General features: G+C 52.7%; 20 protein-coding genes. 8 read left to right on the top strand and 12 right to left on the bottom strand.

Features of this window, described 5'->3' with window-relative positions; all coding sequences use genetic code 11:
- Positions 1 to 112 precede the first annotated feature (112 nt).
- Together IEY53_RS18735 and IEY53_RS18730 are read right to left on the bottom strand one after the other, a co-directional pair.
- Complete coding sequence (locus tag IEY53_RS18735) at positions 113 to 793, bottom strand: DUF4166 domain-containing protein (protein ID WP_189027655.1); 681 nt, start codon at positions 791 to 793, stop codon at positions 113 to 115.
- Entirely contained in the window at positions 790 to 1,728 is a 939-nt protein-coding gene (locus tag IEY53_RS18730; RefSeq protein WP_189027653.1) for a DoxX-like family protein, read from the bottom strand. Before IEY53_RS18730 ends, IEY53_RS18735 begins: the two co-directional genes overlap by 4 nt.
- Positions 1,729 to 1,900: 172 nt before the next feature.
- On the opposite strand from IEY53_RS18730, the gene IEY53_RS18725 reads away from it, so the two are divergent.
- Positions 1,901 to 3,001, top strand: a complete 1,101-nt coding sequence (locus IEY53_RS18725; RefSeq protein ID WP_189027651.1) for an LLM class flavin-dependent oxidoreductase — start codon at positions 1,901 to 1,903, stop codon at positions 2,999 to 3,001.
- A gap of 69 nt (positions 3,002 to 3,070) precedes the next feature.
- On the opposite strand, the gene IEY53_RS18720 is transcribed toward IEY53_RS18725, so the two are convergent.
- Entirely contained in the window at positions 3,071 to 3,307 is a 237-nt protein-coding gene (locus IEY53_RS18720) for a hypothetical protein (protein WP_189027649.1), read from the bottom strand.
- A complete protein-coding gene (locus IEY53_RS18715; RefSeq protein WP_189027648.1) occupies positions 3,304 to 4,311 on the bottom strand; it encodes a TIR domain-containing protein in 1,008 nt (335 codons plus the stop codon). The genes IEY53_RS18720 and IEY53_RS18715 overlap by 4 nt, the downstream gene beginning before the upstream one ends.
- Positions 4,312 to 4,567: 256 nt before the next feature.
- Here IEY53_RS18715 and IEY53_RS18710 point away from each other — a divergent pair, with 256 nt between their 5' ends.
- The 4 genes from IEY53_RS18710 to IEY53_RS18695 all read left to right on the top strand — a co-directional run bounded on the left by IEY53_RS18710 (position 4,568) and on the right by IEY53_RS18695 (position 9,448).
- A complete protein-coding gene (locus IEY53_RS18710; protein ID WP_189027646.1) occupies positions 4,568 to 5,698 on the top strand; it encodes an N-acetylmuramoyl-L-alanine amidase family protein in 1,131 nt (376 codons plus the stop codon).
- 160 nt (positions 5,699 to 5,858) lie between these two features.
- On the top strand, positions 5,859 to 7,328 hold the full coding sequence (locus tag IEY53_RS18705) for an FG-GAP repeat domain-containing protein (protein WP_189027644.1): 1,470 nt from the start codon (positions 5,859 to 5,861) through the stop codon (positions 7,326 to 7,328).
- A gap of 15 nt (positions 7,329 to 7,343) precedes the next feature.
- The gene (locus IEY53_RS18700) at positions 7,344 to 8,036 is read left to right on the top strand and encodes a response regulator transcription factor (protein WP_189027642.1); all 693 of its coding nucleotides are present in this window, start codon (positions 7,344 to 7,346) and stop codon (positions 8,034 to 8,036) included.
- Positions 8,033 to 9,448 carry a sensor histidine kinase gene (locus IEY53_RS18695; RefSeq protein ID WP_189027640.1) on the top strand — a complete coding sequence of 472 codons (1,416 nt, stop codon included), beginning with the start codon at positions 8,033 to 8,035 and terminating at the stop codon, positions 9,446 to 9,448. The genes IEY53_RS18700 and IEY53_RS18695 overlap by 4 nt, the downstream gene beginning before the upstream one ends.
- Here the strand turns inward: IEY53_RS18695 and IEY53_RS18690 are convergent.
- The 7 genes from IEY53_RS18690 to IEY53_RS18660 all read right to left on the bottom strand — a co-directional run bounded on the left by IEY53_RS18690 (position 9,418) and on the right by IEY53_RS18660 (position 17,551).
- Positions 9,418 to 10,896 (bottom strand): HAMP domain-containing sensor histidine kinase, encoded by a 1,479-nt coding sequence (locus IEY53_RS18690; RefSeq protein WP_189027638.1) that lies wholly within the window; start codon positions 10,894 to 10,896, stop codon positions 9,418 to 9,420. The two genes, IEY53_RS18695 and IEY53_RS18690, sit on opposite strands and share 31 nt — an antisense overlap.
- Positions 10,875 to 11,582: a response regulator transcription factor gene (locus tag IEY53_RS18685; protein WP_308424234.1), complete on the bottom strand. Its 708-nt coding sequence runs from the start codon at positions 11,580 to 11,582 to the stop codon at positions 10,875 to 10,877. The genes IEY53_RS18690 and IEY53_RS18685 overlap by 22 nt, the downstream gene beginning before the upstream one ends.
- A 20-nt stretch (positions 11,583 to 11,602) precedes the next feature.
- Positions 11,603 to 12,373, bottom strand: coding sequence for an ABC transporter permease (locus tag IEY53_RS18680; RefSeq protein WP_189027636.1), 771 nt, complete (start codon positions 12,371 to 12,373; stop codon positions 11,603 to 11,605).
- Between the two features lie 15 nt (positions 12,374 to 12,388).
- Positions 12,389 to 13,231, bottom strand: a complete 843-nt coding sequence (locus IEY53_RS18675; RefSeq protein ID WP_189027634.1) for a DUF2705 family protein — start codon at positions 13,229 to 13,231, stop codon at positions 12,389 to 12,391.
- Positions 13,228 to 13,968: an ABC transporter ATP-binding protein gene (locus IEY53_RS18670; RefSeq protein ID WP_229696233.1), complete on the bottom strand. Its 741-nt coding sequence runs from the start codon at positions 13,966 to 13,968 to the stop codon at positions 13,228 to 13,230. Before IEY53_RS18670 ends, IEY53_RS18675 begins: the two co-directional genes overlap by 4 nt.
- A gap of 104 nt (positions 13,969 to 14,072) precedes the next feature.
- Positions 14,073 to 15,647: a response regulator gene (locus tag IEY53_RS18665; protein ID WP_189027632.1), complete on the bottom strand. Its 1,575-nt coding sequence runs from the start codon at positions 15,645 to 15,647 to the stop codon at positions 14,073 to 14,075.
- Positions 15,644 to 17,551 (bottom strand): sensor histidine kinase, encoded by a 1,908-nt coding sequence (locus IEY53_RS18660; protein WP_229696228.1) that lies wholly within the window; start codon positions 17,549 to 17,551, stop codon positions 15,644 to 15,646. Before IEY53_RS18660 ends, IEY53_RS18665 begins: the two co-directional genes overlap by 4 nt.
- 79 nt (positions 17,552 to 17,630) lie before the next feature.
- Between IEY53_RS18660 and IEY53_RS18655 the strand changes: the two genes are divergently transcribed.
- From IEY53_RS18655 to IEY53_RS18645, 3 genes are all read left to right on the top strand, one after another.
- Positions 17,631 to 18,521 carry a carbohydrate ABC transporter permease gene (locus IEY53_RS18655; protein ID WP_189027630.1) on the top strand — a complete coding sequence of 297 codons (891 nt, stop codon included), beginning with the start codon at positions 17,631 to 17,633 and terminating at the stop codon, positions 18,519 to 18,521.
- Positions 18,521 to 19,357, top strand: a complete 837-nt coding sequence (locus IEY53_RS18650) for a carbohydrate ABC transporter permease (RefSeq protein WP_189027628.1) — start codon at positions 18,521 to 18,523, stop codon at positions 19,355 to 19,357. Before IEY53_RS18655 ends, IEY53_RS18650 begins: the two co-directional genes overlap by 1 nt.
- 105 nt (positions 19,358 to 19,462) lie before the next feature.
- Positions 19,463 to 20,770 carry an ABC transporter substrate-binding protein gene (locus IEY53_RS18645; protein ID WP_189027626.1) on the top strand — a complete coding sequence of 436 codons (1,308 nt, stop codon included), beginning with the start codon at positions 19,463 to 19,465 and terminating at the stop codon, positions 20,768 to 20,770.
- A gap of 122 nt (positions 20,771 to 20,892) precedes the next feature.
- On the opposite strand, the gene IEY53_RS18640 is transcribed toward IEY53_RS18645, so the two are convergent.
- On the bottom strand, positions 20,893 to 22,197 hold the full coding sequence (locus IEY53_RS18640) for an Nramp family divalent metal transporter (protein WP_189027624.1): 1,305 nt from the start codon (positions 22,195 to 22,197) through the stop codon (positions 20,893 to 20,895).
- Between the last annotated feature and the right edge of the window lie 541 nt (positions 22,198 to 22,738).

The raw sequence follows: 22,738 nt of genomic DNA, 5'->3' as shown, positions 1-22,738 counted from the left end.
GCCTCCCTCCCGGATTTTCACGCTAAGGAGAATAAATAAAATCTGGGGACAAGAGCGACCCAAACAACGTTTCGTTCGCGAAGCTCCACTTTGAGTGTCCAAGTCCACCGGCTTATTCCCGCCGCTCCTCGCGAACCGGCTTCACATAAGCCGGGATATCTCCGGCCTGAACCTCTGGATAAGCGGCATGGAAACGCCCCTCATACCCAAACAGGGGGCCCCAGAATGTGTTGGTGACGGCTACTTGGATTCGGAACATTTGCAGCTTCTCATCATACCATTCGTGAACATCGGCAATGCCGGAAAAGGCCATCGGAAAGCGGAATGCTACCCGGCCTTCATAGAAACGCTGCTCGCCTGACCGCAGCCGGATACCGCCTTGGCCGGTTACGGACATATCAATGTCCACAGCCAGATGCTGGTGGGTACCCAAGTAATCCACAATCTTCTGCCGCTGCTCACTGTAGATCATCGTGGCATCGAAACGTCTTTTTCGTCCACCAAAATGGTATTCGCGAATCCAGGTCACGGTCTCCCGGTTCAAATGATCCCGGTAAGCATAGTTATGGATGGTGAACGGCACATTCTCTCCACGTTCGGGAAACATGATATTCCGCCAGGTCCCGAGGTACAGAAACGGAAGTGTGTACGCTCTGCCGTACCACACCCGTTCCATGATACCGGTGCCGACCGAAGCCACGCCGTCCGTGCTGTCAAAACCGAACCTCTGCTGGATCATGGGATGTAGCCTGGAGAAATCTGCGCCTAATACCCGCTTATAGATTGAAGTCATGTGGATTCCCTCCTTTCAGCTGCTGAAGAGCCTTTCACCCGGATGCAGGCCCGCGCGCTTGGCAGATTCTGCAGCGACAGCATAGCAGTTACTGCCAGCCCGATCATCGCCAGGTTCAGGGAAACGGGATTAAAGGGGGCTACATACACACTGGCGTTGCTTATCGCCCCAAACCCCAGCACCAGCAGCCCGATGATGTTCAGCAGGTATAGCCACTTGTGCCTGTTCCATAACAGGTGAGCTAAACCGAACAGGATCTCGCCCACCCCAATTCCCGTCAGCACTATCTGCTCATAACCTTGCAGAACCGGTATGCCGCGCAGCATCTCCATCTCTCCGCTATCCGGCACGAGCAGCTTCGGCACCAGCCCCTGGTAGATCCAGATCATAGCCAGCAGCAAGGTGGACAGGGCATGGGTCAGGCTTTTGCGCAGCGACTCCGCAGGAGGAATCTGACGTTCCAGCCACAGCCGCAGGCAGTCGAAGCTCCAGGCGGTAGCCCAGCCCATCAAGGGCCGGAAACAGACCCGATCCAGCCATTGGCCTGCCCGGCCAAACCGTGTTTTGTAGTTGTACAGCGTCAGAAAGCGGACCCCTTCCGTCTCCTGTACATATTTCCAGTACCCGCTGCCGACGCTAATCAGTGAAATCTGCTGCTCTGAGCCAAATTTCAGCGAAGAGATCCGTTCCTGTTCGTTCAAAAGCCGGCCGGAGGTTTCCCCCTCCCCGGAGATACTCAGCCCAAAGCCGATCTTGGTGCTGTAGCGGAAACGCTGGGGCGCATCGGCCCCGGTGCGGGGAAGATATTCTATGCGGGAGAATCTCAGATCCCACTGCTCATGCTGCCGGGGGTCCTGGGTTTTGTCCCACAGCTCCTGCATCCCGGCCTTTATCAAGATTTCTACATAGATAGGTTTACTGCTCGAAGATGACATAGTGATAAGCTCCCTTCGCCGCACACCTGGCAGTATACAAGTGACAAAATATAAACATTTGCTCATGAACTTACATTTTGTAAGTTGATATGCTATACTAATGTCCTAATTCTAACACGACGGCCCTGCCGTATGAATACATGAACAATATAAATAATGAGGAGTTATGTAGATGAATAAGGAAGTCAATCAAGGCGCAACACCAGAATTTGAATTCGGGATCTATACACTTGGAGACATCGTACCCGATTGCCATACCGGGCAAAAGATCAGTCCCAAGCAGCGTCTGGATGAAGTCATTGCTGCAGCCAAGCTGGCGGATGAAGCCGGGCTGGATGTGTTCGGCGTCGGTGAACATCACCGGCTCGATTTTGTGATCTCTTCGGTACCGGTTGTCCTGGCGGCAATCTCACAGGTCACCCGCAGGATCAAGCTGACCAGCGCCACAACCGTACTGAGCACAATTGATCCCGTGCGGGTCTTTGAGGATTTCGCCACCCTGGATCTGTTGTCGGATGGACGAGCCGAGATCATGTCCGGACGCGGCGCTTTTGTGGAGTCTTTTCCTTTATTCGGGTATGAACTGGAGGACTATCACCGCCTTTTCGAGGAGAATATCCATTTGCTGCTGGAGCTGAACCAGCATGAGGTCATGAACTGGAGCGGGTCGTTCCGCTCTGCCTTGAAGAACGCCGAGATTGCACCGCGGCCCCTCCAGCACAAGCTTCCGCTCTGGATCGGCGTAGGCGGTTCACCCGAAAGCGCCGAGAAAGCCGGAACCCTTGGCACCGGTATGGCCATCGCTATTCTGAACGGCGACCCGTGGCCCTTCCGGGCACTTGCCGAAACCTATCGGCGTGCAGGCCTTGAAGCAGGCCATTCCGCCGACGCGCTGAAGATCGCCGTCACAAGTCACGGCTATATCGCCAAAACTCCGCAGCAGGCGCTCGATGAATACTATCCTTATTACTGCAGCTACCGCAATTCGATCAGTCCAAAGCCCGGACAGGAATACCGGGTCACCCGCAGCGAATTTGCGGGAGCTGCTGCGCCGGATAACACCTTGGCCGTCGGCAGCCCGGAGCAGATTATCGAGAAGATCCTGTACCAATACGAGTTGTTTGGCCATAGCCGCTTCATGATCCAACTGGACATCGGAGGCCTGCCCTTCTCGAAGGTGGCAGCCGCGATTGAATTGCTGGCAACGGAGGTCGCGCCCGTGGTGCGGCGGGAGATTGCCGCCAGAACCGGCAGCACCTCTATCCCGCAATAAGCTCTTATCTTTACCCGCTTGCAAAAAAAGGGGTCCTTCAGCCATCGGCTTGGAGGACCCCTTGTCTATTTAGGCAAAAGAAGGTTTGTTGTTGTCTACCTTCCCGCTGATTAATTTCTTGTATTCTTCGTCTCCGCCTTCCAGCGATGGTGCCGTGTAGACCTTCGCCCCTGATGGCTGGGCCGGATGGCTGGTGCCGGCCTTGCGTTTGGATCGGCTTCTGTCCTCGTTGCTTCCTCCGCCATGACCACCTGCAGCTCGGCGAACAGCACCGGATAGATGAATAACGCCTTTGATATTCTTCATGCTGAATCCCCTCCTACCAAATGATTGATGGTACGGAATAAGTCCCGGTTATGCTCGACAACCGCCGCCAGATCCTCCAGTGACAATCCGTCAGTTCCCGAAAAGTGGACCGACAGGACATGCCTCTTACCTAAAGGATAGCACAGGATATATACCTCGGCAACTTCGGTGCGCTGAAAAAAAGTCCATTCACTCGTTAGAAATGCCTCCACCACACTGGGCCGTTTGCCGGGATTGCCCTTCATGGCAAACGGGTAGGAATGGCCGCGCCCGACATTGCCTCCTACGTGCACCAGACCTTCATCCTCCTGCGCCTGCCAAAGGGCTGCACCTATCACGCGGCAGTGTTCGGGAGGCAGAAATGAATTCCGGATGGCTTCGCTGAGCGCGCCGTACCGTTCCTTATCTTGCGGCACCGTGATATAACTATTATATTGCCAAAAAAAATGAAGGATACTTTCTTTGCGCCTAAGTTCCTGCTTCAGCTGTCCGATCTCCCTGACCGGGTCACGGAAGCTGCCGTGCTCATGAATGCTGTCAATAATCTTGCCACAGCTGACATCCACAGCCGCCGTCTTATTATTATGGGACAGTTCATAGGTAAGCGGAGTAAGCCCCGTCAAATCGGATAACAGATGATACGCTTCGATGTTCTCGCCGGGAATCAGGTCGTCCCGGACCGTCACTTGATCCGGCAGCAGACAGAATACCCGGCTGCGGCGCAATCTGCCCCAGAACAAGCCCATTTCGAATTGGGTATTATCCCGGGTTACATAGTAATATTTGCCGCGAATCCTGGCCACATCATCCGGCGAGAACACAAATACGGCAAAATCACTTTCATCCAGATTCCGCTCCAGCGCCTCCATCGTATATTCATTCGCGTGAAAAGCGCCTGCGTACCAGGGATGCACCTCAGCATCCCATTTCAGCTGTTCGTGTATGGCTCTGGCATAACGGATGGATTCTCTGGAAGATCCAATGAATAGCTTAGGTTTAGTCACTGCAGTGCTCCTTTATCCTCTTTCCAATATGGAATAATTATACATCCATTTGACCTTCCGGCAAAGGGCAATATATCCCGCCGCGGCAATACCACATTTTAGCGGTAAGGGCAAGCCTGTCAACCTGCCTAACAATTTGAGCCAGTAGTACGAATTTGAAGTAAATTTTGTTCTTAATCTGCGATAATGGGTAAAAGAGCTACGGTTGGTCTTTTTATAGGATCATTCCTAGAATACTCCCGGAAGCGAGGTTGCCATGAAAAACATCCTAAACATCGCTGCACTCGCCTTGTGCCTATTTATGATAACAGGGCTGTTGCCTGCCCAGGCGGCTGCAGCAGGAAGCTACACAGCCAAAGTATATGCAGACTCTTTAAATGTACGCAGCGAACCGGCCAAGGATGCCCCTGTGAAAGGTTCCATCAAAAGCGGTGAGCTGGTTACCGTCACCGATGAACAACACGGCTGGGCGAAGATTAACTCCCGGACAACAACGGGTTGGGTGGCGGGATACTATCTGAAGCCGGTGAGCGGCTCCGCCAAGACCTCAGGTGCGGCGGCCTCTTCGTCATCTACAACTGCTGTAAAGGTCTCCACAGCCGGGGGTGGCACAGCTAAAGCCACAGTTGCCGCCGGTTCCCTCCGCATCCGTGGCGGTCCGGGGACCAGCTACGCGGTACTTGGTTCTTTGCAGGCAGCCGATAAGGTGACGGTTCTGCGGCATCAGAGCGGCTGGGCCAAAATCCGTACGGCTAGCGGCGAGACTGGCTGGGTCGCGGCACAATACCTCAATAGCGGATCTTCTTCAAGCAGCTCCGTCAAGAGTTCGGCCAAGAGCACCGGCGGTCTGCGCGGGAAGCTGATTGTTCTTGATCCCGGCCATGGCGGCAGCGATCCGGGAATGCTCGGTACCACCTATAACACTATGGAGAAGGATTTGAATCTGCAAACGGCCTTTTATGTCCGTGACTATCTCCAGGCGGCGGGCGCGCGGGTGGAGATGACCCGGACCGGGGACCAGAAGCCATCGCTTTCCCGGCGTGTGCAGGTCAGTGAAAGCCTGGGAGCTGATGCTTTTGTAAGCATCCACTATAACTCCTCGCCCAAACGGGTGTCGGGAATCTTGACGTTTTTTTATTCGGAGGGGAAGGATATGCGGCTGGCGCGGGCTATTGAGACCCAATTGGGACAAGGCATCGGCCTGAGGAGCAACGGCATTTCCTTTGGCGATTACCATATTCTCAGGGAGAATCAGATCCCTTCCACCTTGGTGGAGCTCGGTTTTCTCTCCAATCCGCACGATGAATCGGTGGTCCGCAAACGCGCTTATCAGCGAAAGGCCGCCCGGGCTATTGCTGACGGACTGGCCGACTACTTTAGCCGTTAGGGACAATCATTCCACAAAAACATCCATCTATGAATAGCTTCCAAACCTGGAGGGCATCGATCCTAATGACAAAGGATACGATGCCTTTACCTTTTTGAAACTACTTTGCGGACCCTTTTGGGATATACTAGCAAAAGATGAAACAAAGGAGATTATACTTATGAAAACTTCCAGGTTAACTACCCTTTTATTATTGGCGGTTCTGGCTACAGGCTGCAATGTTTCAGAAACCCCCAGCGACCTGCTGCGGGCCCCTTCACAAGGAAACTCCGATGGAAATATCACCGAAATTGTCAAACCCTTTCTCCCCGCAAATTCCCACCTGACGGTACCGGTCAACTCCGCATCGGGCAGTGCTATTCAACTGCAGGATCTGGACCAGGATGGGCAGGATGAGATCATCGCTTTTTACAAAACAGACAAAACCGATTATGAGATCAAAACCGTAGTGCTGACTCAAAAACAGAATAAATGGACCCTGGTGGAAACTATAGCCGGAGTCGGCAGCGAGCTTGCAGATGTGCAGTTTGCCGATGTGACCGGGGACGGCAAGGCAGATCTGCTGCTTGGCTTCAGTGGAGGCGAGGCCCTCAGCAATGAGCTGCAGGTATACAGTATGAACCAGGAGAAGCTGACCGAAATTACGAAACAACCGTACGACTACCTCTTTGTCGGGGATATCACGGGAGAAGGCCAGACCGAAATCGCTTTGTTTCAGAATACGTTCTCCAGTGATACCCAGCCCGGGGCCAGTGTACAGCTGCTGCGTCTTGGCAACGGACAATTACAGGTCTTATCCAACCAAAGTATCGACGGAACGGTGATCCAGGTGCAGTTCGGGAAGGTCTCTAAGACAGGTACAGGGTTGTATGTGGATGTGGCCGTCGGTGCCCACTCCTCCTACACAGCACTGCTTGCATGGGAAAAAGGGCTGTTTACTGATATACTGTCATCAGAAGATTATCACCGGACGGAGCTTGCAGAGAGCAAGGATGTCGTGCTGACGCCCTTGAAGCCTACACAGGCCAGAGTGCTCGGGGAGAATAATATGGCAATAAAAGACTATCCCCTGTACAGCAAGGACATTAACGCTGACGGAATTAATGAGGTAGGATTTCTGATTGCTCCTGCAGGCATGGAGAGCTTCGCACCGCTCGCAACGCCTTTTATCAGCAAATATTATCAATGGGACGGACAGTCGAAGCTGATCTTTATTCAGGAGCAATTCGACAGATGGGGATTCAACTTCCATATTCCAAAAAACTGGGCCGGACTATACACGCTGGAAACCCCTGTAGAATCCCCGATGCCTTGGGAGAATCTGCAATTCAGCTACCGTGATGCGAAGACCGGAAAGACCGCCCCGCTCTTAAGCTTGCGGCTGCTTCCCAAGAAAGACTGGGCTGCCGCCGAGGTCAAGCTGCAGGCCGAGCAGGCTTCCTATAAGATGCTGTACGAAATCCCGAATGCCGAGGATCCTGCAGCATCGGACATCATTGTAGCCGTATTGCCTTCGGCCAGCGAAACCGGCAAGCTGTCAGGCACCGCTCTTCAGGAATATCAACAGCGCAAGCTTACGATGGATGAAGTAATGAAGCTGGCCGGAACCCCTGGCAAGGACACAGAATAACAAGGAGGGCACATCATGAAAGTGCTGATACTGGAGGATGAGAAACCAATCCGCGATTTTATTCGCATCAATCTGAAGCGTGAAGGGTTCGAGGTGGTTGAAGCTGCTACGGGCGAGGACGCGCTGGTCGTCGCCAAGGTGCAGCAAGACCTGGATATTGCCATCCTGGATCTCATGCTCCCCGGTATCAGCGGCTTCGATGTATGCCAGCAGCTCCGTCAGGACAATCCCCGGCTCGGCATCATCATGCTGACCGCCAAAAGCCAGGAAGTAGATAAGGTCATGGGTCTTGAATCGGGGGCTGATGACTATGTGGTTAAACCTTTTAGTCCGGTAGAGCTGGTGGCCCGGGTGAGATCTCTTTTTCGCCGGATCTATCCGCTGGATGCTCCCCGGCAGGAGAACTTTTTGGAGCTCCCTCCTTTCACGTTGCGGCTGGAGGAGCGGCGGCTGTTGAAGAACGGGAAGGAAATCCCGCTTACGCCTACAGAGTTCTCGATTGTGAAGCTGCTGATCGAACAGCCCAACAAAGCGGTGAACCGCGATGATATCCTCACCTCGGTTTGGGGTCAATACTTCATCGGTGAGCTCAAGATAGTAGACGTCAATATTAGCCGGATCCGCCAAAAAATCGGCCAGGATTCCGCCAGTCCGCAATATTTGGAAACCGTGTGGGGTTATGGCTATCTGTGGAGGGCGGAGCGTTGAAGAAAGGGATTAAGGTAAGACTTGTCAGCTACATCACCATCGTCCTGCTCCTGATTGTCCTGCTCCTGGAAGGCATCTTTATTTTCGGTATTCATTCCTATTATTTAGGCACCGCCATGGACACCCTGACCTCCCGGGCCTCGACCTCCGCCACTTTTTTCAACAAGTATCTGGAGGGGTACTCCATCAATGAAAGAGCCAGGTATATCCTGGAGAATCTGTCCCGTGAAGAGAGCAGCAAGGTTGAGGTGCTGGATCCGTCGGGTGCCGTCATCATCAATTCATTCGGGTTCGCCAGCAAAGAGCATATTGAAACGCCCGATGTAACGTCCGCACAGGACAACCATATCGGAACGTTCCGGAGCATAACACCCGTTCAGGGTGAACGTATTCTGGCCGTATCGGTTCCCTTGAGGGAATACGATACCACCATAGGCATATTGCGCTTCTCTGTTTCTGCCGAGCCTTTATACGAAGTGATTCTCAAGATTGCCATCAATGCTGCGTGGGTCGGACTGGGTGTGATCGCCTTTGGGTTCGTGCTCAGCCTGCTGATTGCCAAACGGATTGTCGGGCCGATTCAGCAATTAACCGAGATCGCCCAAAAAATGGCTACCGGCAATTTCAATGTCAGGGCGCAGAAGCGGTATGACGATGAGATCGGCACGCTGGCTGTCACGTTGAACTACATGTCCGAAGAATTGGGCAAAAGTGAAAAAATGAAATATGACTTTATTTCCTCAGTCACCCATGAGCTGCGCACCCCCCTCACCTCTATTAAAGGCTGGGGCGAAACGCTGCTGGTTGGTGACTTGTCTGATAAGGAAGAGACTTTGCAGGGGCTTGAAGTGATGACCGGGGAAACCGACCGGCTGATCGGCCTCGTTGAAGATTTGCTGGATTTCTCCAAATTCCAGGCTGGTGAAATGCAGCTGGAGCCGCTGATCTATGATCTGCGCAAACTGCTTGAGGAGCTGCATCTGCAATTCCGCTATCGCGGACAACCCAAACAGATCCACCTCTATGCCGAAATCCCGGAGCAGCCGCTCCCGGTGTATGGGGATTTCAACCGGTTGAAGCAGGTTTTCGTCAATCTGCTGGATAATGCTTTCAAATTCACGCCAGTCCAGGGCTTTGTCCGCATCACCGCCTCTTTCAGCGGCGGCCAGGTTGCCGTGACCGTAGCCGATAACGGCGAGGGCATTCAGCCGGAGGATCTGGCGAAGCTCGGCACCAAATTCTATAAAGGCAAATCGCGCCAGTCCGGCAGCGGACTGGGCCTTGCTATCTGTAAAGAAATTATAGAATTGCACGGGGGACGGCTCTCCATCCGCAGCGAGCCTATGAAAGGAACCGTGGTTACAGTCGAGCTTCCGCTGCATCAGGGACCACAGCCCGAGTCCTCGTCCTGACCGATACTGACCGTAAACGTAACACAGGCACCGCCATCCGGCAGGTTCTCTGCCTGAATGGTACCGCCGTGCTTGCGGACAATCATCCGGGCGGTGTAGAGCCCAAGGCCCGTCTGACCCTGGACGCCTTTATAGAATTTATCAAAGAGAAACGGGATGTCCTCCACCGCGAAGCCGGGCCCGGAGTCTCTAATCTGCAGGGTGAGCCGCTCCTCTTCAAGGATGGCCCGCAAAGCCAGCTCTCCCCCGTCCGGCAGGAAGCGGAGACTGTTGGCCACAATATTGTCGAGCACCTGAGCAATTCTTTGGACGTCCAGCAGAGCCGGGCTGCCCGGATGTCTGCGCCGCTCTTCAAGGGTCACTGTGCAGACAATTTGCCGCGGCTTGCCCAAATATTGAATCTCCCTCTCCTTCATTTCCAGAAAAGTCTTAACATCCACTTCGGCAAGCATGAGCGGAAAATAATCCAGCTCCTTCTCCGAAACCGCGAGAATGTCCTGAATCAGCCGGTTGACCCGCTTCACATTATGCTCGATGATGTTCAAATGGGACATCCGTTTCTCCTCCGGGAGCGCCCCCGCTTCTTCGAGCAGCTCCACATTCCCCTGTATAATGGTCATCGGCGTACGGAAATCGTGGGCAATCGCATCCATCAGGTCACGCCGCTCCTGCTCCAGCCTCCATTCGCGCAGGAGGGAATCCTTCAATTCCCGGCGCATCGCTTCAAAGGCCTGTGACAGCCTGCCGATCTCATTATTGGCATTATAGGTGATCGGCACATCCAGATCCTGCCTGCGGATGCGCTCCGAGGCTTGGATCAGCTCCTGGACAGGCCGGAGAATCCGTCTGCCCAGACGGGAAGCAAACAGGGTGGTGAACAAAGCAATGTAGATAAAAGGCGAACACACCAGCACACCAGCACCCACAAGCTGCAGCAAATGGGCGGATGGGCTGTCGGCAGACATCTGCAGCTTATACAGCAGCACCAGCGCCCCTTTCAAATCTCCTTCCGCTGTCGCCACCGGAATCATTCTGGCGTAACTCCCGCCAAACCCCACTGTGGAATCGAGCAGCTCGGTTGTATTCAGCGAACGGAGCAGCTCTTGTTTGCCTTTAATTAACTGCTCCGAAACGGTGCCGTACTGCACCTCACCATCCGCATTAAGCACCTGGTACCGGATGCCGCTGAGCGGAATGATCTGCTCCAGACCCGTACGGGCCTGCGGCAAAAGCAAGGCGCCCTGCTGCTGCTGCACATAGCGGATGATGGCCGGAATTTGCCGCTCATAATAATTTGCAGGCTGCATCCCATCGTTCGAGATCAGCCAGGATACACCGGCGAGTATCGTGATCACAGTCATCACCAGACTGGAGCCCAAAATCATCAGGAAAGTGAGGATCAGCTGCTTCTTGATCGTGTACCGTTCTATGAAGGAATTGCTTCCCACTTGTAACCGACTCCCCATACTGTTGTAATATAATTGCTCTGCGGGTCTGCCACACCAAGCTTGGCCCGGATTTTCTTCACATGCTCCGTAATGGTATTCGAATCCCCCACGGCTTCGAGTCCCCAGATTTTCTCATAAAGCTGGTCCTTGGAGAATACCTGCCCCGGATGCAGAGCGAGCAGCTCCATAATATCAAACTCCCTGGCGGTGAAAGGGATGGACTGCTGGCGGATTCTGACTTCGCGGCCTTGCAGGTCAAGCTGGAGGAACCCGTAACGGAGAACACGCCGATGGACATTCCCGGCCAAAAGCCGCTGGTTCTGCCGCAAATGTGCGGCAACCCGGGCCTTCAGTTCCCGCAGGCTGAACGGTTTGGTGATATAATCATCGCCGCCGATGGACAGGCCCTGGATACGGTCGGCCTCTTTTTGCTTCGCGCTGACAAACAGGATCGGACAACTCACTTCGTCCCGGATCATCTGGCACAGCTCGAATCCATTTAAGGCCGGCATCATGACATCCAGAATAATCAGATCCGGGTTACGGTGCAGCTGCTCCAGAGCCTGCCGGCCATCGCCTGCCGTAATCACTTCACTGCCTTCGTTCTCCAGCGATTGCTTGATCATCGAGACAATCTCCGCCTCATCATCAACAACCAGAATAGTGTTGCCTTTCATTACTCTCATTCCCTTCCGGACTCGCTGGATTATCGGGTCCAGCTTCTTCGCTGCCATACTCCCATTGTAGCAAGGAAACCGATACCTGTGCAGACCAGGACTGGCCCATAGAAAGGAGCCGCATAACTTCCGGCCATTAATTGGAAAATCACTGAAGCACTCATCAGGAAAAATCCAAGCGTATCCGAGATATACAGCGCCCCGATCAGCACGCCCAGGGATACAAAAAAGGAGACTAATGCATTCGGCATCAAGCTGCTGACCAGACCTACCAGACTTAGCTCAGCCAGTACAATCAGATAAAAAAGCCCATAGCTCTGCAGCGCGTAGATAAAAGCTTCGGAACGGTCATATACCTGAGCCGGATTTAAATAACGGACGGAATCCGCAGCCGGCTTCAGCAGATGTCCGGCAAACTCCCCGATCATAAATGTTATGGCTGTAAACAGCAGCAGCATGAATGCCAGATTCAGCCATTTGGCGGCAAACAGCCGGGCAAAGGAAATCGGCCGGATCAACACCAGGCGCAGCTGGCCAGCCGTATATTCTCCGTTGATGCTGTCCACAATCAGCAGCGGCGCTACAATCAGCGTCAGCAGAAATGAGACCTCTTTCAGCAAAAATACGGAGAAATTCTGGGCTGTTAATGGAGCCGTATGAATATTATCGAAGGCGCCAAAACGCTGCACCCCCAGAAACAGGCAGTCAAACAAGACGATAGCGGTGAACAGAATCAGGCTGATCAGCGTTTTTTTGCGTTTCCACATCCGCTGCCATTCACTTTGGATTAATGAGTTCATTGTTTCGCATCCTTTCTAGATCCAGCGGTCTCTTCGGGTAAATGCCAGGCAGGCGCCCCCGGCACACAGCAGAACATAACCGGCCACAACGGCCAGGGCAAAAAGCGGGAAATACGGCCCGGGCCCCATGGAGCTGTCAGCCAATAGGTAGGCAATCCCCTCATATTGAATTTGTGTTAGGGACAAAAAGGCCAGCTGTGCCGGAAGCTGCAAATTCAGGACTGTATTGAAGGTCAAATACACCAGCGGATACCCTATCGACAGCAAAAGAATTCCTACGCCAAAGCCAATAGCCGCCGTCGTAGTGTGACATATTACCGCAAGGGCCAGCATGGCACTGCCCATGCCCACAACCGTCAGCAGCGAAATCCCGTAATATTTCAAGGTGTAACCCATAACCTCGCCCGGACCTGCCGGTGAAACATGATGGAACAGCCGGGTCGTTTCGGAGCTGTCAAACATCTGAAAGCCCACAGCCACCGACACGCCCAGATAAGCGGCAAAAAATAAACTGATCGTCACAAGATACGCCGCCGCCTTGGCTCGGAACAGCTGGCCAACGGTGAACGCCCGCAGCAGAACCATCCGCAGCTGGCCGGTACGATATTCTTCGGTAAAGGATAAGGTCAGCAGCACCAGCGACACCAAATTAAAGACGACGATCAACTGCTCAATCAGCGCCATCACCGGAAAGTTGCCGGATGTGACAAACTCCGGACTGTCTAACGGTACCTGCAGATTATGTACGGCGTAATATCTGGCGGTTGCATATACGATCAGCGGGATGGCAGCAAACATCATCCAGATGAGCTTGCGTTTCCACAAGCGTTCAAGTTCACTAATGAATAGGGCTCTCACCGGGTCATCAACTCCACAAAATGCTCTTCCAGTCCGCGTGTGCCGGCGATATCCACCCATTCCCCGCTGGTTCCCTGCCAGACCATACCGCCCTCTTTGATGATGACGAACCGGCTGCATATCCGCTGCAGCTCATCCAGAAGATGACTGGAGATGAAGAAGCTGATCCCTTGTTCGTCGCGCAGCTTCAGAATCAGATTGCGCAAATCCCGGATGCCCATCGGATCGAGACCGTTCGCAGGCTCATCCAGAATAATCAGCTTGGGCGAGCCAAGCAGGGCTTGCGCGATGCCCAGCCGCTGCTTCATGCCCAGTGAATAGGTCTTCACCTTGTCACTCCCCCGTCCGCTCAAGTCAACAATGGCCAGCACTTCCTCTACACGTGCTTTTCGCTGCGCGGAAGTGTGCAAGTTCCCATGCAGCCGGGCCAGATTCAGCAGATTACCCCTTCCTGACATATATGGAAAAAAGATTGGCGATTCCACAATCGCCCCTACCCGGGACAAGGCCGCTATCCGGTCTTGACGGACATCCACCCCATCTATCCTGATCTGTCCGCTGTCCGGCTTAATCAAGCCGGTAATCATGCGGATCAGCGTTGTTTTGCCTGCTCCGTTGGGCCCGACGAACCCGCAGACCTCTCCGGGCCTAACGCCAAATGACAGCTCCTTCACCAAGGTTCTGCGTCCGGCTGTTTTGGTTACACCGCCAACTTCAAGAATCATCTCTTGTCTCATCACAAAAATCCCCTCCTGAGAACAGCTTAGAGGGGATTTATAAAGATTTTATAAAATGGGCACAGAAACATTCCAATCTCATCCTGCTCTTAAATTCTCCCGGGTCAGCCCTTGCGGGAGTCTCTTGGCGTCTGACCGGTAGCTTTCTTGAAGACGCGGCTAAAATACTTCTCATCCTCATAACCAACCAGTTCAGCAATTTGCGCCAGCCGCAACTCCGTATTTTGCAGCAGGAGCTTGGCCTTACTGATTCTAAGCCGGGTTAAGTAGTCGGACAGGTTCTCTTCGGTTACCTGCTTGTACTTGCGCGAGATATTCTCCCTGCTGACAAAAAAGCGTTCGGCGATATGCTGCAGCGTCATCTCCTGATGGTAATTCTGATCCAGATAATCGCGGATCTCCAGCACCAGCCTGCTGTCCGGTGTCTGGGTGAGCCTGCTCTCTTTGGTTAACCTCAGCAGTTGCGCCTTGAGCTGTTCCCGCCAGCCCTCCAGTGAGAACCATCCTTGCTCATCGTAGCACAACTCGAAATGAACCTCTTCTTCCGGATTCCGGCGAAGAAACACAGAACGGAGATCTTCATGCAGGCGGTTAAACCCTGCCTCCGTCAGCGTTGTTCTCGCGGAGAGGTGCTGTGCCCATTCATCAACAGTCCGTCCCATACGTTCAGGATCACCGGATAACAAAGCAATTCTTAACGGTTCCAGTGGAGCTTGAAAGGCGCAGTCCTTCTCAGATCCACTCGCCCGGGCTGCTTCCCTGAAGAGATGAATCCGCCCTTCTTTGTGCAGGAGATTACGTTCACTAAGACCTTGCCGGGCTTGTTCAAACGCCGCTTGCAGCCCTTGCGGAAAAGCATGAACCCGGCTGAGCCCAAATTCCATCTGGACGCCGTAGACCCGCTGGAAGGATTCGTTCATCTGATGCAGCTGCTGCTCTATTTTATCCACTCCATCCCAGCTCAGAATGGCGATATCAACGCCGGTTTGCCAGCAGCGAAAGGCATATCCGCTTCTATGCGGAGCCATAATCTCGTTGCAGACATTGGCCAGTACAAAAGATGCCAGTTGTACATCGCCTTGAAATCTTTGCAGGAGCCGGCAGCCCCCGGCCTGAAGAGAACAAACTGCCACCCGACAGCGGTCTGCCTTCCTGCTCATGCCAAATTCAGCGGACAATGATACTTCAAGCTCTGGGAATGAGGCATTTCCGGAAACCAGATCGGACAGTACCTTGTCCCAATACAAAGGACGCAGCACATTGAGCTGAATATTTTGGCGGCAGACCCGTTCCCGTTCCCGCTTCTCCTCCTGCCACAACTGAAAAGCACGCTCGGCGGCTTCAATCAACTGCCTGCTGTTCAAAGGCTTGAGCAAATAATCCATCCCTCCGTAAACAATGGCCGGCTTTACATAATTGAAATCCTGATACCCGCTGATCACAATGGTTTTGGTGTGCGGAGCATGCCCATGCAGCCATTCCAGCAGCTCTGCCCCATCCACCAGCGGCATCCGCATATCCGTAAAGACGATGGCCGGCTGCTGCTCAAGAATGATGGCTATCGCCTCCTGCCCATTGGTTGCTTCATAGATGTCTTTAATCCCGTGCTTCTCCCAGGGGACAAAATAGCGGACCGCTTCCCGCACATGCTTCTCATCGTCTACAATCAGCACCTTCATGATTCCCCGCTCCTTTGTTCTCCGTTATCCTTGTCCAGCGGAATAAGCAATCGAACCGTGACCCCATTCCCGCTGTCTCCCTGCAGCAGCATCTTTGCCTCTTCGTTCATTTGCAGCCGGATTCTGGCCAGCACATTGCGCAGTCCAATTTCTTCAACCTCCGTTCTGCCAAGAATCATCAGCCCGGCTTCAATCTCTTCCAGCCGCTCCGGCGTAATTCCCTTGCCGTTGTCCCTGACGGTAACCGCAAGTCTTCCTTCCGCATCCAGTATGCAGCTTACAAAGATCACTCCGTGGCGTATTCCGTCTGCGAACCCGTGCTTGAAGATATTCTCGACAATCGGCTGCAGCATCATTTTGGGAACATGAATACAAAGCGCCTCTTCCGCAATCTCCATGTCAAGCCGCACATTCTCCTCGCCGAATCTTTCCTGCTGCAGCATGATGTAATGCTCCACATGCTCCAGTTCATCCCGCAGCGGTACCCGGGTCCGTTCGGTATTCATCGAATAGCGCATCATGCTGCCCAGTGAATAGATGAGATCGTACACCTTAGGCGCATTGTAACGCAAGGATAAACTTGCGATGGATTGCAGCGCATTATACAGAAAATGCGGATGAACCTGGGCTTGGAGAGCTTTAAGCTGATTAGTCTTATTGGCAATCTCCAGACGGTACTCCTTCACGATCAGATTGTTGATGGTCTGTGTCATTCCGGTGATTTTGCGGGTCAGCAGCCCGAATTCATCCTCCCGTTCGGCATCCATATAGGCGTCTAGCTGCCCGATCTGAACCTTCTGGGTAAAAGAAATCAGCTTCTTGATCGGTCTTGTGAAACCGATGGAAATCAGCACCGCCGTAATTCCGCCGAGAATAAGGAACACAATACCGATGCCGGTGCTGACCCGGGTGATCGTTCTGGCATCACTGTACAGGTCCCCGTAGGGTACGAGCTTGATAATATCACCTTTGAACAGCGGAGAGTCCATATGCCTGAACATGACAATCCCCTGAAAATCATCCTCGTTCCAGGCCAGATGTCCACTCTCCACTCCAGGCGGAAGATTACTCCAGCCTGCCGTGACCTCCTTCCCGATCCAATCCGGGTCTGAAGCATACAGAGCTTCCCCTTGCTCATTCAGCACATACAGGCGCTCTGTGTCCGGACCATACATTGACTTCGCGATGTCCTCCAGGCCGCTGAGCCGGTAGTCGATGGACAGATCAGCCAGCACCTCGTCGCTTGGTGTCCTGTAGATGGGGAAATGTGCTGTGAAGACTGGAACCGTACCTGATTTCAGATTCGGAAAACCGGACTTCACCCCGTATTGATGATCCAAATGCGTCCGCTCCACGAAAGGCCGGTTGGAATTGCCGGGACCGGGCATAGGTCGATACAAGTCATTTCGCTCCCGGCGGAACAATCCTCCCAACAGCAAATTGGACTGCTCCCCAACCCGGACAAACAAATGGATCTGATAGATGTTCCGGTCAGAGAGGAACAGATTGTACAGCTGGGTCGACATCACTCCCCGGTTGTCAGGAAGAGCCGCTGCTGCCGGGTCGTCCGGATCTTTGGCGGTTAAAAGAGCCGTGTAGAACGAACCCGGGACATTGATGCCGCTGTACAGTGACAAGGCCCTCTCGTTAATGCCACTGAAGTAGCTGCTGAGATTGGCCTCCCCAAGCGTCAGCAGCTTCCTATTTTGCTTCACGGCCTGTTCGGTTACCGACTCCTTGGTATACAGATACGAGAACGTGACAGAAATACCTGACGGAATGACCGTGGCCAGAAGCACAAGGGCCATCAGCCGGGTCCGGATACTGTTTCGGAACATTTCGGTCCTCCCTTCAATTTCCTGCCGCCCGCTTGGAGCTGCAATATAATCCACTTTTATGAACATCAAATTGAGTGTTGGTGTCATGGCTGCCTTTTTATAATTAACATGAGAACCCGCCAAATTCTAAAAAAGGAGATTCCTTATGAGAAAAGCTCTGCACATGCCTAAAGGCTGGGGACAGCAAATCGTCTTTCTGGGACCCTGCCTGATCTTTTTTCTGACCATTGTGGTCGCACCATTCATTCTCGGCTTCTACTATTCTTCCACTGACTGGAATGGCCTGGATCTCGACAAAGCGGTCTGGACCGGCTCAGCCAACTGGAGACGGATCTTCACGAAGGATGACAAGTTCTGGGAATCGCTGTATTTCACACTCCGTTTCACAGCTGTATCGGTGCTTGCCGCCAATATCCTGGCGCTTCTGCTCGCTTTTGTGCTGATGACGGCCCTGAAGACCAAGAAGCTGCTGCGGACGATATTTTTTATGCCCAATGTGATCGGCGGTATCCTGCTGGGCTACATCTGGCAGTTTATCTTCACCAAAGGCTTCGCCACCATCGGCGAAATGACGGGCATCCATTTCTTTGAGCTGCCATGGCTGGGTACACCAGGTACCGGATTCTGGGGTCTTGTCATAGTTTTTGTCTGGCAGACCGCAGGCTACATGATGGTTATTTACATTGCCGCTCTTGCCGGTATTCCCAAGGATCTGATTGAAGCGGCAAAAATTGACGGTGCACGCGCTCCCCAATTGTTCAAAAGCGTGTATGTCCCTTTAATCATGCCGGCGATTACCATCTGCCTGTTCCTGACCACCTCGAACGCCTTTAAAATGTTCGACCTTAATCTGTCGCTCACGAAAGGCGGTCCGGGAACCTCCACCCAATCGCTCGCCTACAACATCTATGCGGAAGCGCTTATTAACAACCGCTACGGTCTTGGAACAGCCAAAGCGTTGCTTTTCTTCTTCGCAGTCTCTCTGATTACCGTCACCCAAGTCTGGATTACCAAAAGAAAAGAGGTGTCAGCCTAATGAACAGCAGCAGATACCGCCCAAGCACCTTTATTCTGGAAATCGCCGCCGTCCTTCTGGCCCTGGTCTTTCTCTCCCCTTTTTACCTCGTATTGACGAATTCGGTGAAGGGGCTTAAGGAGATCCTGGTGGATGCAGCTTCCTTTCCGAAAGCTGTTCAGTGGGAGAATTATTCGAAGGTGTGGGCAGCCATTGATTTTCCGCAAGCCTTCTGGAACTCACTGCAAATCACCATCTTGAGTGTCATTTTTATTGTCCTGTTCAGCTCCATGGCCGCGTATCAGATTGTCCGCAAGCCGTCGCGCTTCAACGCATTCGTATTCATGCTGCTGATCTCGGCAATGATTATTCCGTTCCAGTCCCTGATGCTGCAATTGGTACGGGTCATTAGTATGCTGGAGCTGCGCGGCGAGCTGTATGGAATCGTGGCCTGCTATCTCGGCTTCGGGATGCCGCTGTCGGTGTTTCTGTTCCACGGCTTTATCAAGACAGTCCCCTATGAGCTGGAGGAGGCGGCCCGTGTGGATGGCTCCAACCCCTATGGCGTTTTTTTCCGGATTGTCTTCCCGCTGCTGCTGCCCATCATTGTTACCGTAATCATCCTGAATACTTTATGGATCTGGAATGACTATCTGCTGCCGGTGCTGGTCATTGGCGGGAATAAGGATCTGACCACGTTGCCTGTAGCTGTGACCAAATTTTTTGGTCAATACACGAAGAAATGGGACTTGGCACTGGCGGGTCTGGTCATGGCCATTACTCCCATACTGCTCTTCTTCCTGTCGCTGCAAAACTACATTGTAGAAGGAGTGACGGCCGGATCCATTAAAGGATGACCGCAATAATATCCACCTTTTCCAGCAAAAATTTAAGTGTAAGTCCACGGTGGTTTGCTTTACGATGACAGAGTACAAAAAAAGAAAAAACAGGGAGGTTATTCTATGAAGAGAAAACTTTCATTTTTATCTGCAATCGTTTGCACTCTTATTATCGCAGGATGCGGAAACGGTGGCAATACGAATTCCGCAGCAAATGAGAGCGCTGACAACACATCAAAGAAATCGGCGGCGGTGGAAGCAACTGCGGCCCCGGCTAAAGATGTAACGATCAAAATGTTCCAGTTCAAGGTGGAGATCGCCGAGCAGCTGAATGCGCTCGCCGAGGAATATGAGGAGGAGACCGGCATCAAAGTCGAAGTGGAAACCCATGGCGGGGGCGAGGATTACGGTGCCTTGCTCAAAGCGGAGATTGCCTCCGGCTCGGAGCCCGAGATTTTTAACAACGGCGGCTTCACGGCACTCGTTCCTTATTTGGACCGGGCCACCGATTTATCGGATGAGCCATGGGCCAAGGACCTGATTGCCAGTGCCAAAGTTCCCGCAACCGTAGACGGCAAGCTGTACGGCATGCCGATGAATGTAGAGGGTTATGGCTTAATCTATAACAAAGCCTTATTCGAACAAGCCGGGATTACCGAAGAACCCAAGACGCTGCCTCAGTTGAAAGATACTGTGGAGAAGCTAAAGGCGGCCGGAATCACCCCTTTTGAAGCTACCAATGAGTGGTGGTCCATGGGGATGCATCTGGTCAACGTGGCGCTGGCCAATCAGCCTGATCCGAAGCAATTCATTGACAATGTCAAGGCCGGAACACAAACAATCAAGGACGATGCCGTTTTCAAGCAATGGCTGGATTTGGTTGATGTTATTTTTGACAATGCCCAAGACAGCAAGATGACCACCGACTATGCCACTCAAATCGCGGACTTTGCTTCCGGCAAAGCGGCGATGATGCTCCAAGGCAACTGGACCCAAGGAGATATCGACAAGATTGATCCGGCATTGGAGCTGGGCATCCTCCCCCTCCCGATCAGCGATAAAGAAGGTTCAATTCTCGTCGGTGTGCCGAATAACTATATCGTCAACAGCAAATCCGAACATCCCGAAGAAGCCAAAGCCTTCCTGAACTGGATGGTCACTTCAGAAACCGGCCAGACCTATCTGACGAAGGAATTCAAATTCATTCCCGCCGAAACCAACATTGAAACCCAGACGGAAGACATCGGCCAAGTCGCCAGTGCCGTCCAGGAGAAATCCTCCACTGCCCTCGGCTGGAACTGGGATATGTTCCCCGACGGTGTAACGCAAGGCTTCGGCGCAGCCATGCAGGAGTATCTCGGCGGCCAGATCAAGCGCGATCAACTTCTGGAGGAGTTGGATCAAGCCGTACAGGATATTGTGAAGCAATAATAGACAAAAAGCCGTCCCGGCAGCTATTCATGGCTGCGGGACGGCTTCATTTTTATTCAAATGATTAGATTAATTGGAATAATTCCTTTGTGCCGGACTTTCAATGGTTATCCTGGTTAGACTTATACCAGCATTTCGTACACCAGGAATAAATTCAAGGTCACCACCAGGCCGGAAATCATCCAGCCCAGAAAAGAGGTCACCCGGTGATTGACCAGGCCGCCCATAATCTGGCGGTTGCTTGTAAATATAACCAAAGGAATCAGTGCAAAGGCGATCCCGAAAGACAACACCACCTGGCTCATAACGAGCGCATCCGTCGCATTGACCCCCAAAAAGATAATCACAAGCGGTGGTATGGTTGTAATCGCCCGCCGGAGGTACAGATTGATTCTTTTATTAATGAAGCCCTGCATGACCACATCACCCGCCATCGTTCCTACGGAAGAACTCGACAGTCCGGCGATCAGCAACCCCAGTCCGAACGCAATCGCCGTTACCGGACCTGCCAGCTGACTGAACTGGTGAAAGGCTACATCGAGATCTTCAACGACCAGACCATTTTTAAAAAATAAAGCAGCGGATACGACAATCATTGCCATATTGACTGCACCCGCAATCAGCATGGCGATAAGAATATCAATGAATTCCAGCTTAAAGATCTGTTTCTTCTCTGCCTCGTCTTTGCCGACCACCCGGTTTTGGGTAAGGGACGAATGGAGATAGATCGCATGCGGCATCACCGTTGCGCCCAGGATTCCGGCCGCCAGCATAATGCTGTCTACACCCTCGAAGCTTGGAGTAAATATCCCCGCCGCTACCGCGCCGAGATCAGGCTTGGCTACAATGACCTGAAAAGCAAAGGCCAAAACGACGATCAGCACCATAGCGGCAATTCCAGCCTCCAATGAACGGTACCCCCGCCGCTGAAGCTCCAGAATGGCAAATGACCCCACAGCCGTAATCAGTGCAGCCGGTAGCATCGGGATATCGAACAGCAGATACAGCCCCAAGGCCGCCCCGATAAACTCGGCCAGATCCGTGGCGATGATGACGAGCTCACTCTGAATCCACAGAAAGATGGATACGCTCTTCGGGAATCGCTCCCGGGCAACCTCCGGCAAATTTTTGCCGGTGGCAATCCCCAGCTTGGCAGACAATGACTGTATAAGCACAGCCATTAAATTGGAAGCGGCAATGACCCATAACAGAAGGTAGCCATATTTTGACCCTGCGGTTATATTAGTGCCAAAGTTGCCGGGGTCCAAATACGCCACTGCGGCGATAAAGGCCGGGCCCAGGAAAGGAAGCAGCCTTTTGAGGCCTTTGATGTCCCCATTCAGCACGGCTTGTGCCGATATTGTATTTTTATGTGCTTTATGATGCGTATTGATTATTTTCGATTCTGCTGCATTTTGTTCCAGCATGTTAATCCCTCCTCTTGCCGGGAAAAGTTGTCTATACACACGAAAGTTTCCCTAGTGCAACTTTTATAAATTGATTATAATCCTTCTAATGTAGAATGTAAATATGTTTTCATTATTTTCATTTCACTTTCAGGATGGATTGCCGGGCAGATCCCCCCGATGAATTAACCCATTTGGGGATAGCTCTGCCGATGGCTGGCTCGATTCCCCGGGATCGCGCGATTCTAAGGCATTTTTGCCTTCCAGGAGGCTCGATTCCCCGGGATCGCGCAATTTTAAGGCATTTTTGCCTTCCAGGAGGCTCGATTCCCCGGGATCGCGCGATTCTGAGGCATTTTCTTGCCTTCCAGGAGGCTCGATTCCCCGGGATCGCGTCATTCTAAGGCATTTTTGCCTTCCAGGAGGCTCGATTCCCCGGGATCGCTTCATTCTAAGGCATTTTTGCCTTCCATGAGGCTCGATTCCCCGGGATCGCTTCATTCTAAGGCATTTTCGGATTAACCCCCTAAATTTGGACACAACCACATTCATTCTTGCAAAA

It is taken from the genome of Paenibacillus albidus, from assembly GCF_014644435.1.
GTDB lineage: Bacteria > Bacillota > Bacilli > Paenibacillales > Paenibacillaceae > Paenibacillus_AQ > Paenibacillus_AQ albidus.
The sequence above is the reverse complement of the archived record's forward strand: the minus strand, read 5'-3'. Positions and strand labels throughout refer to the sequence as shown.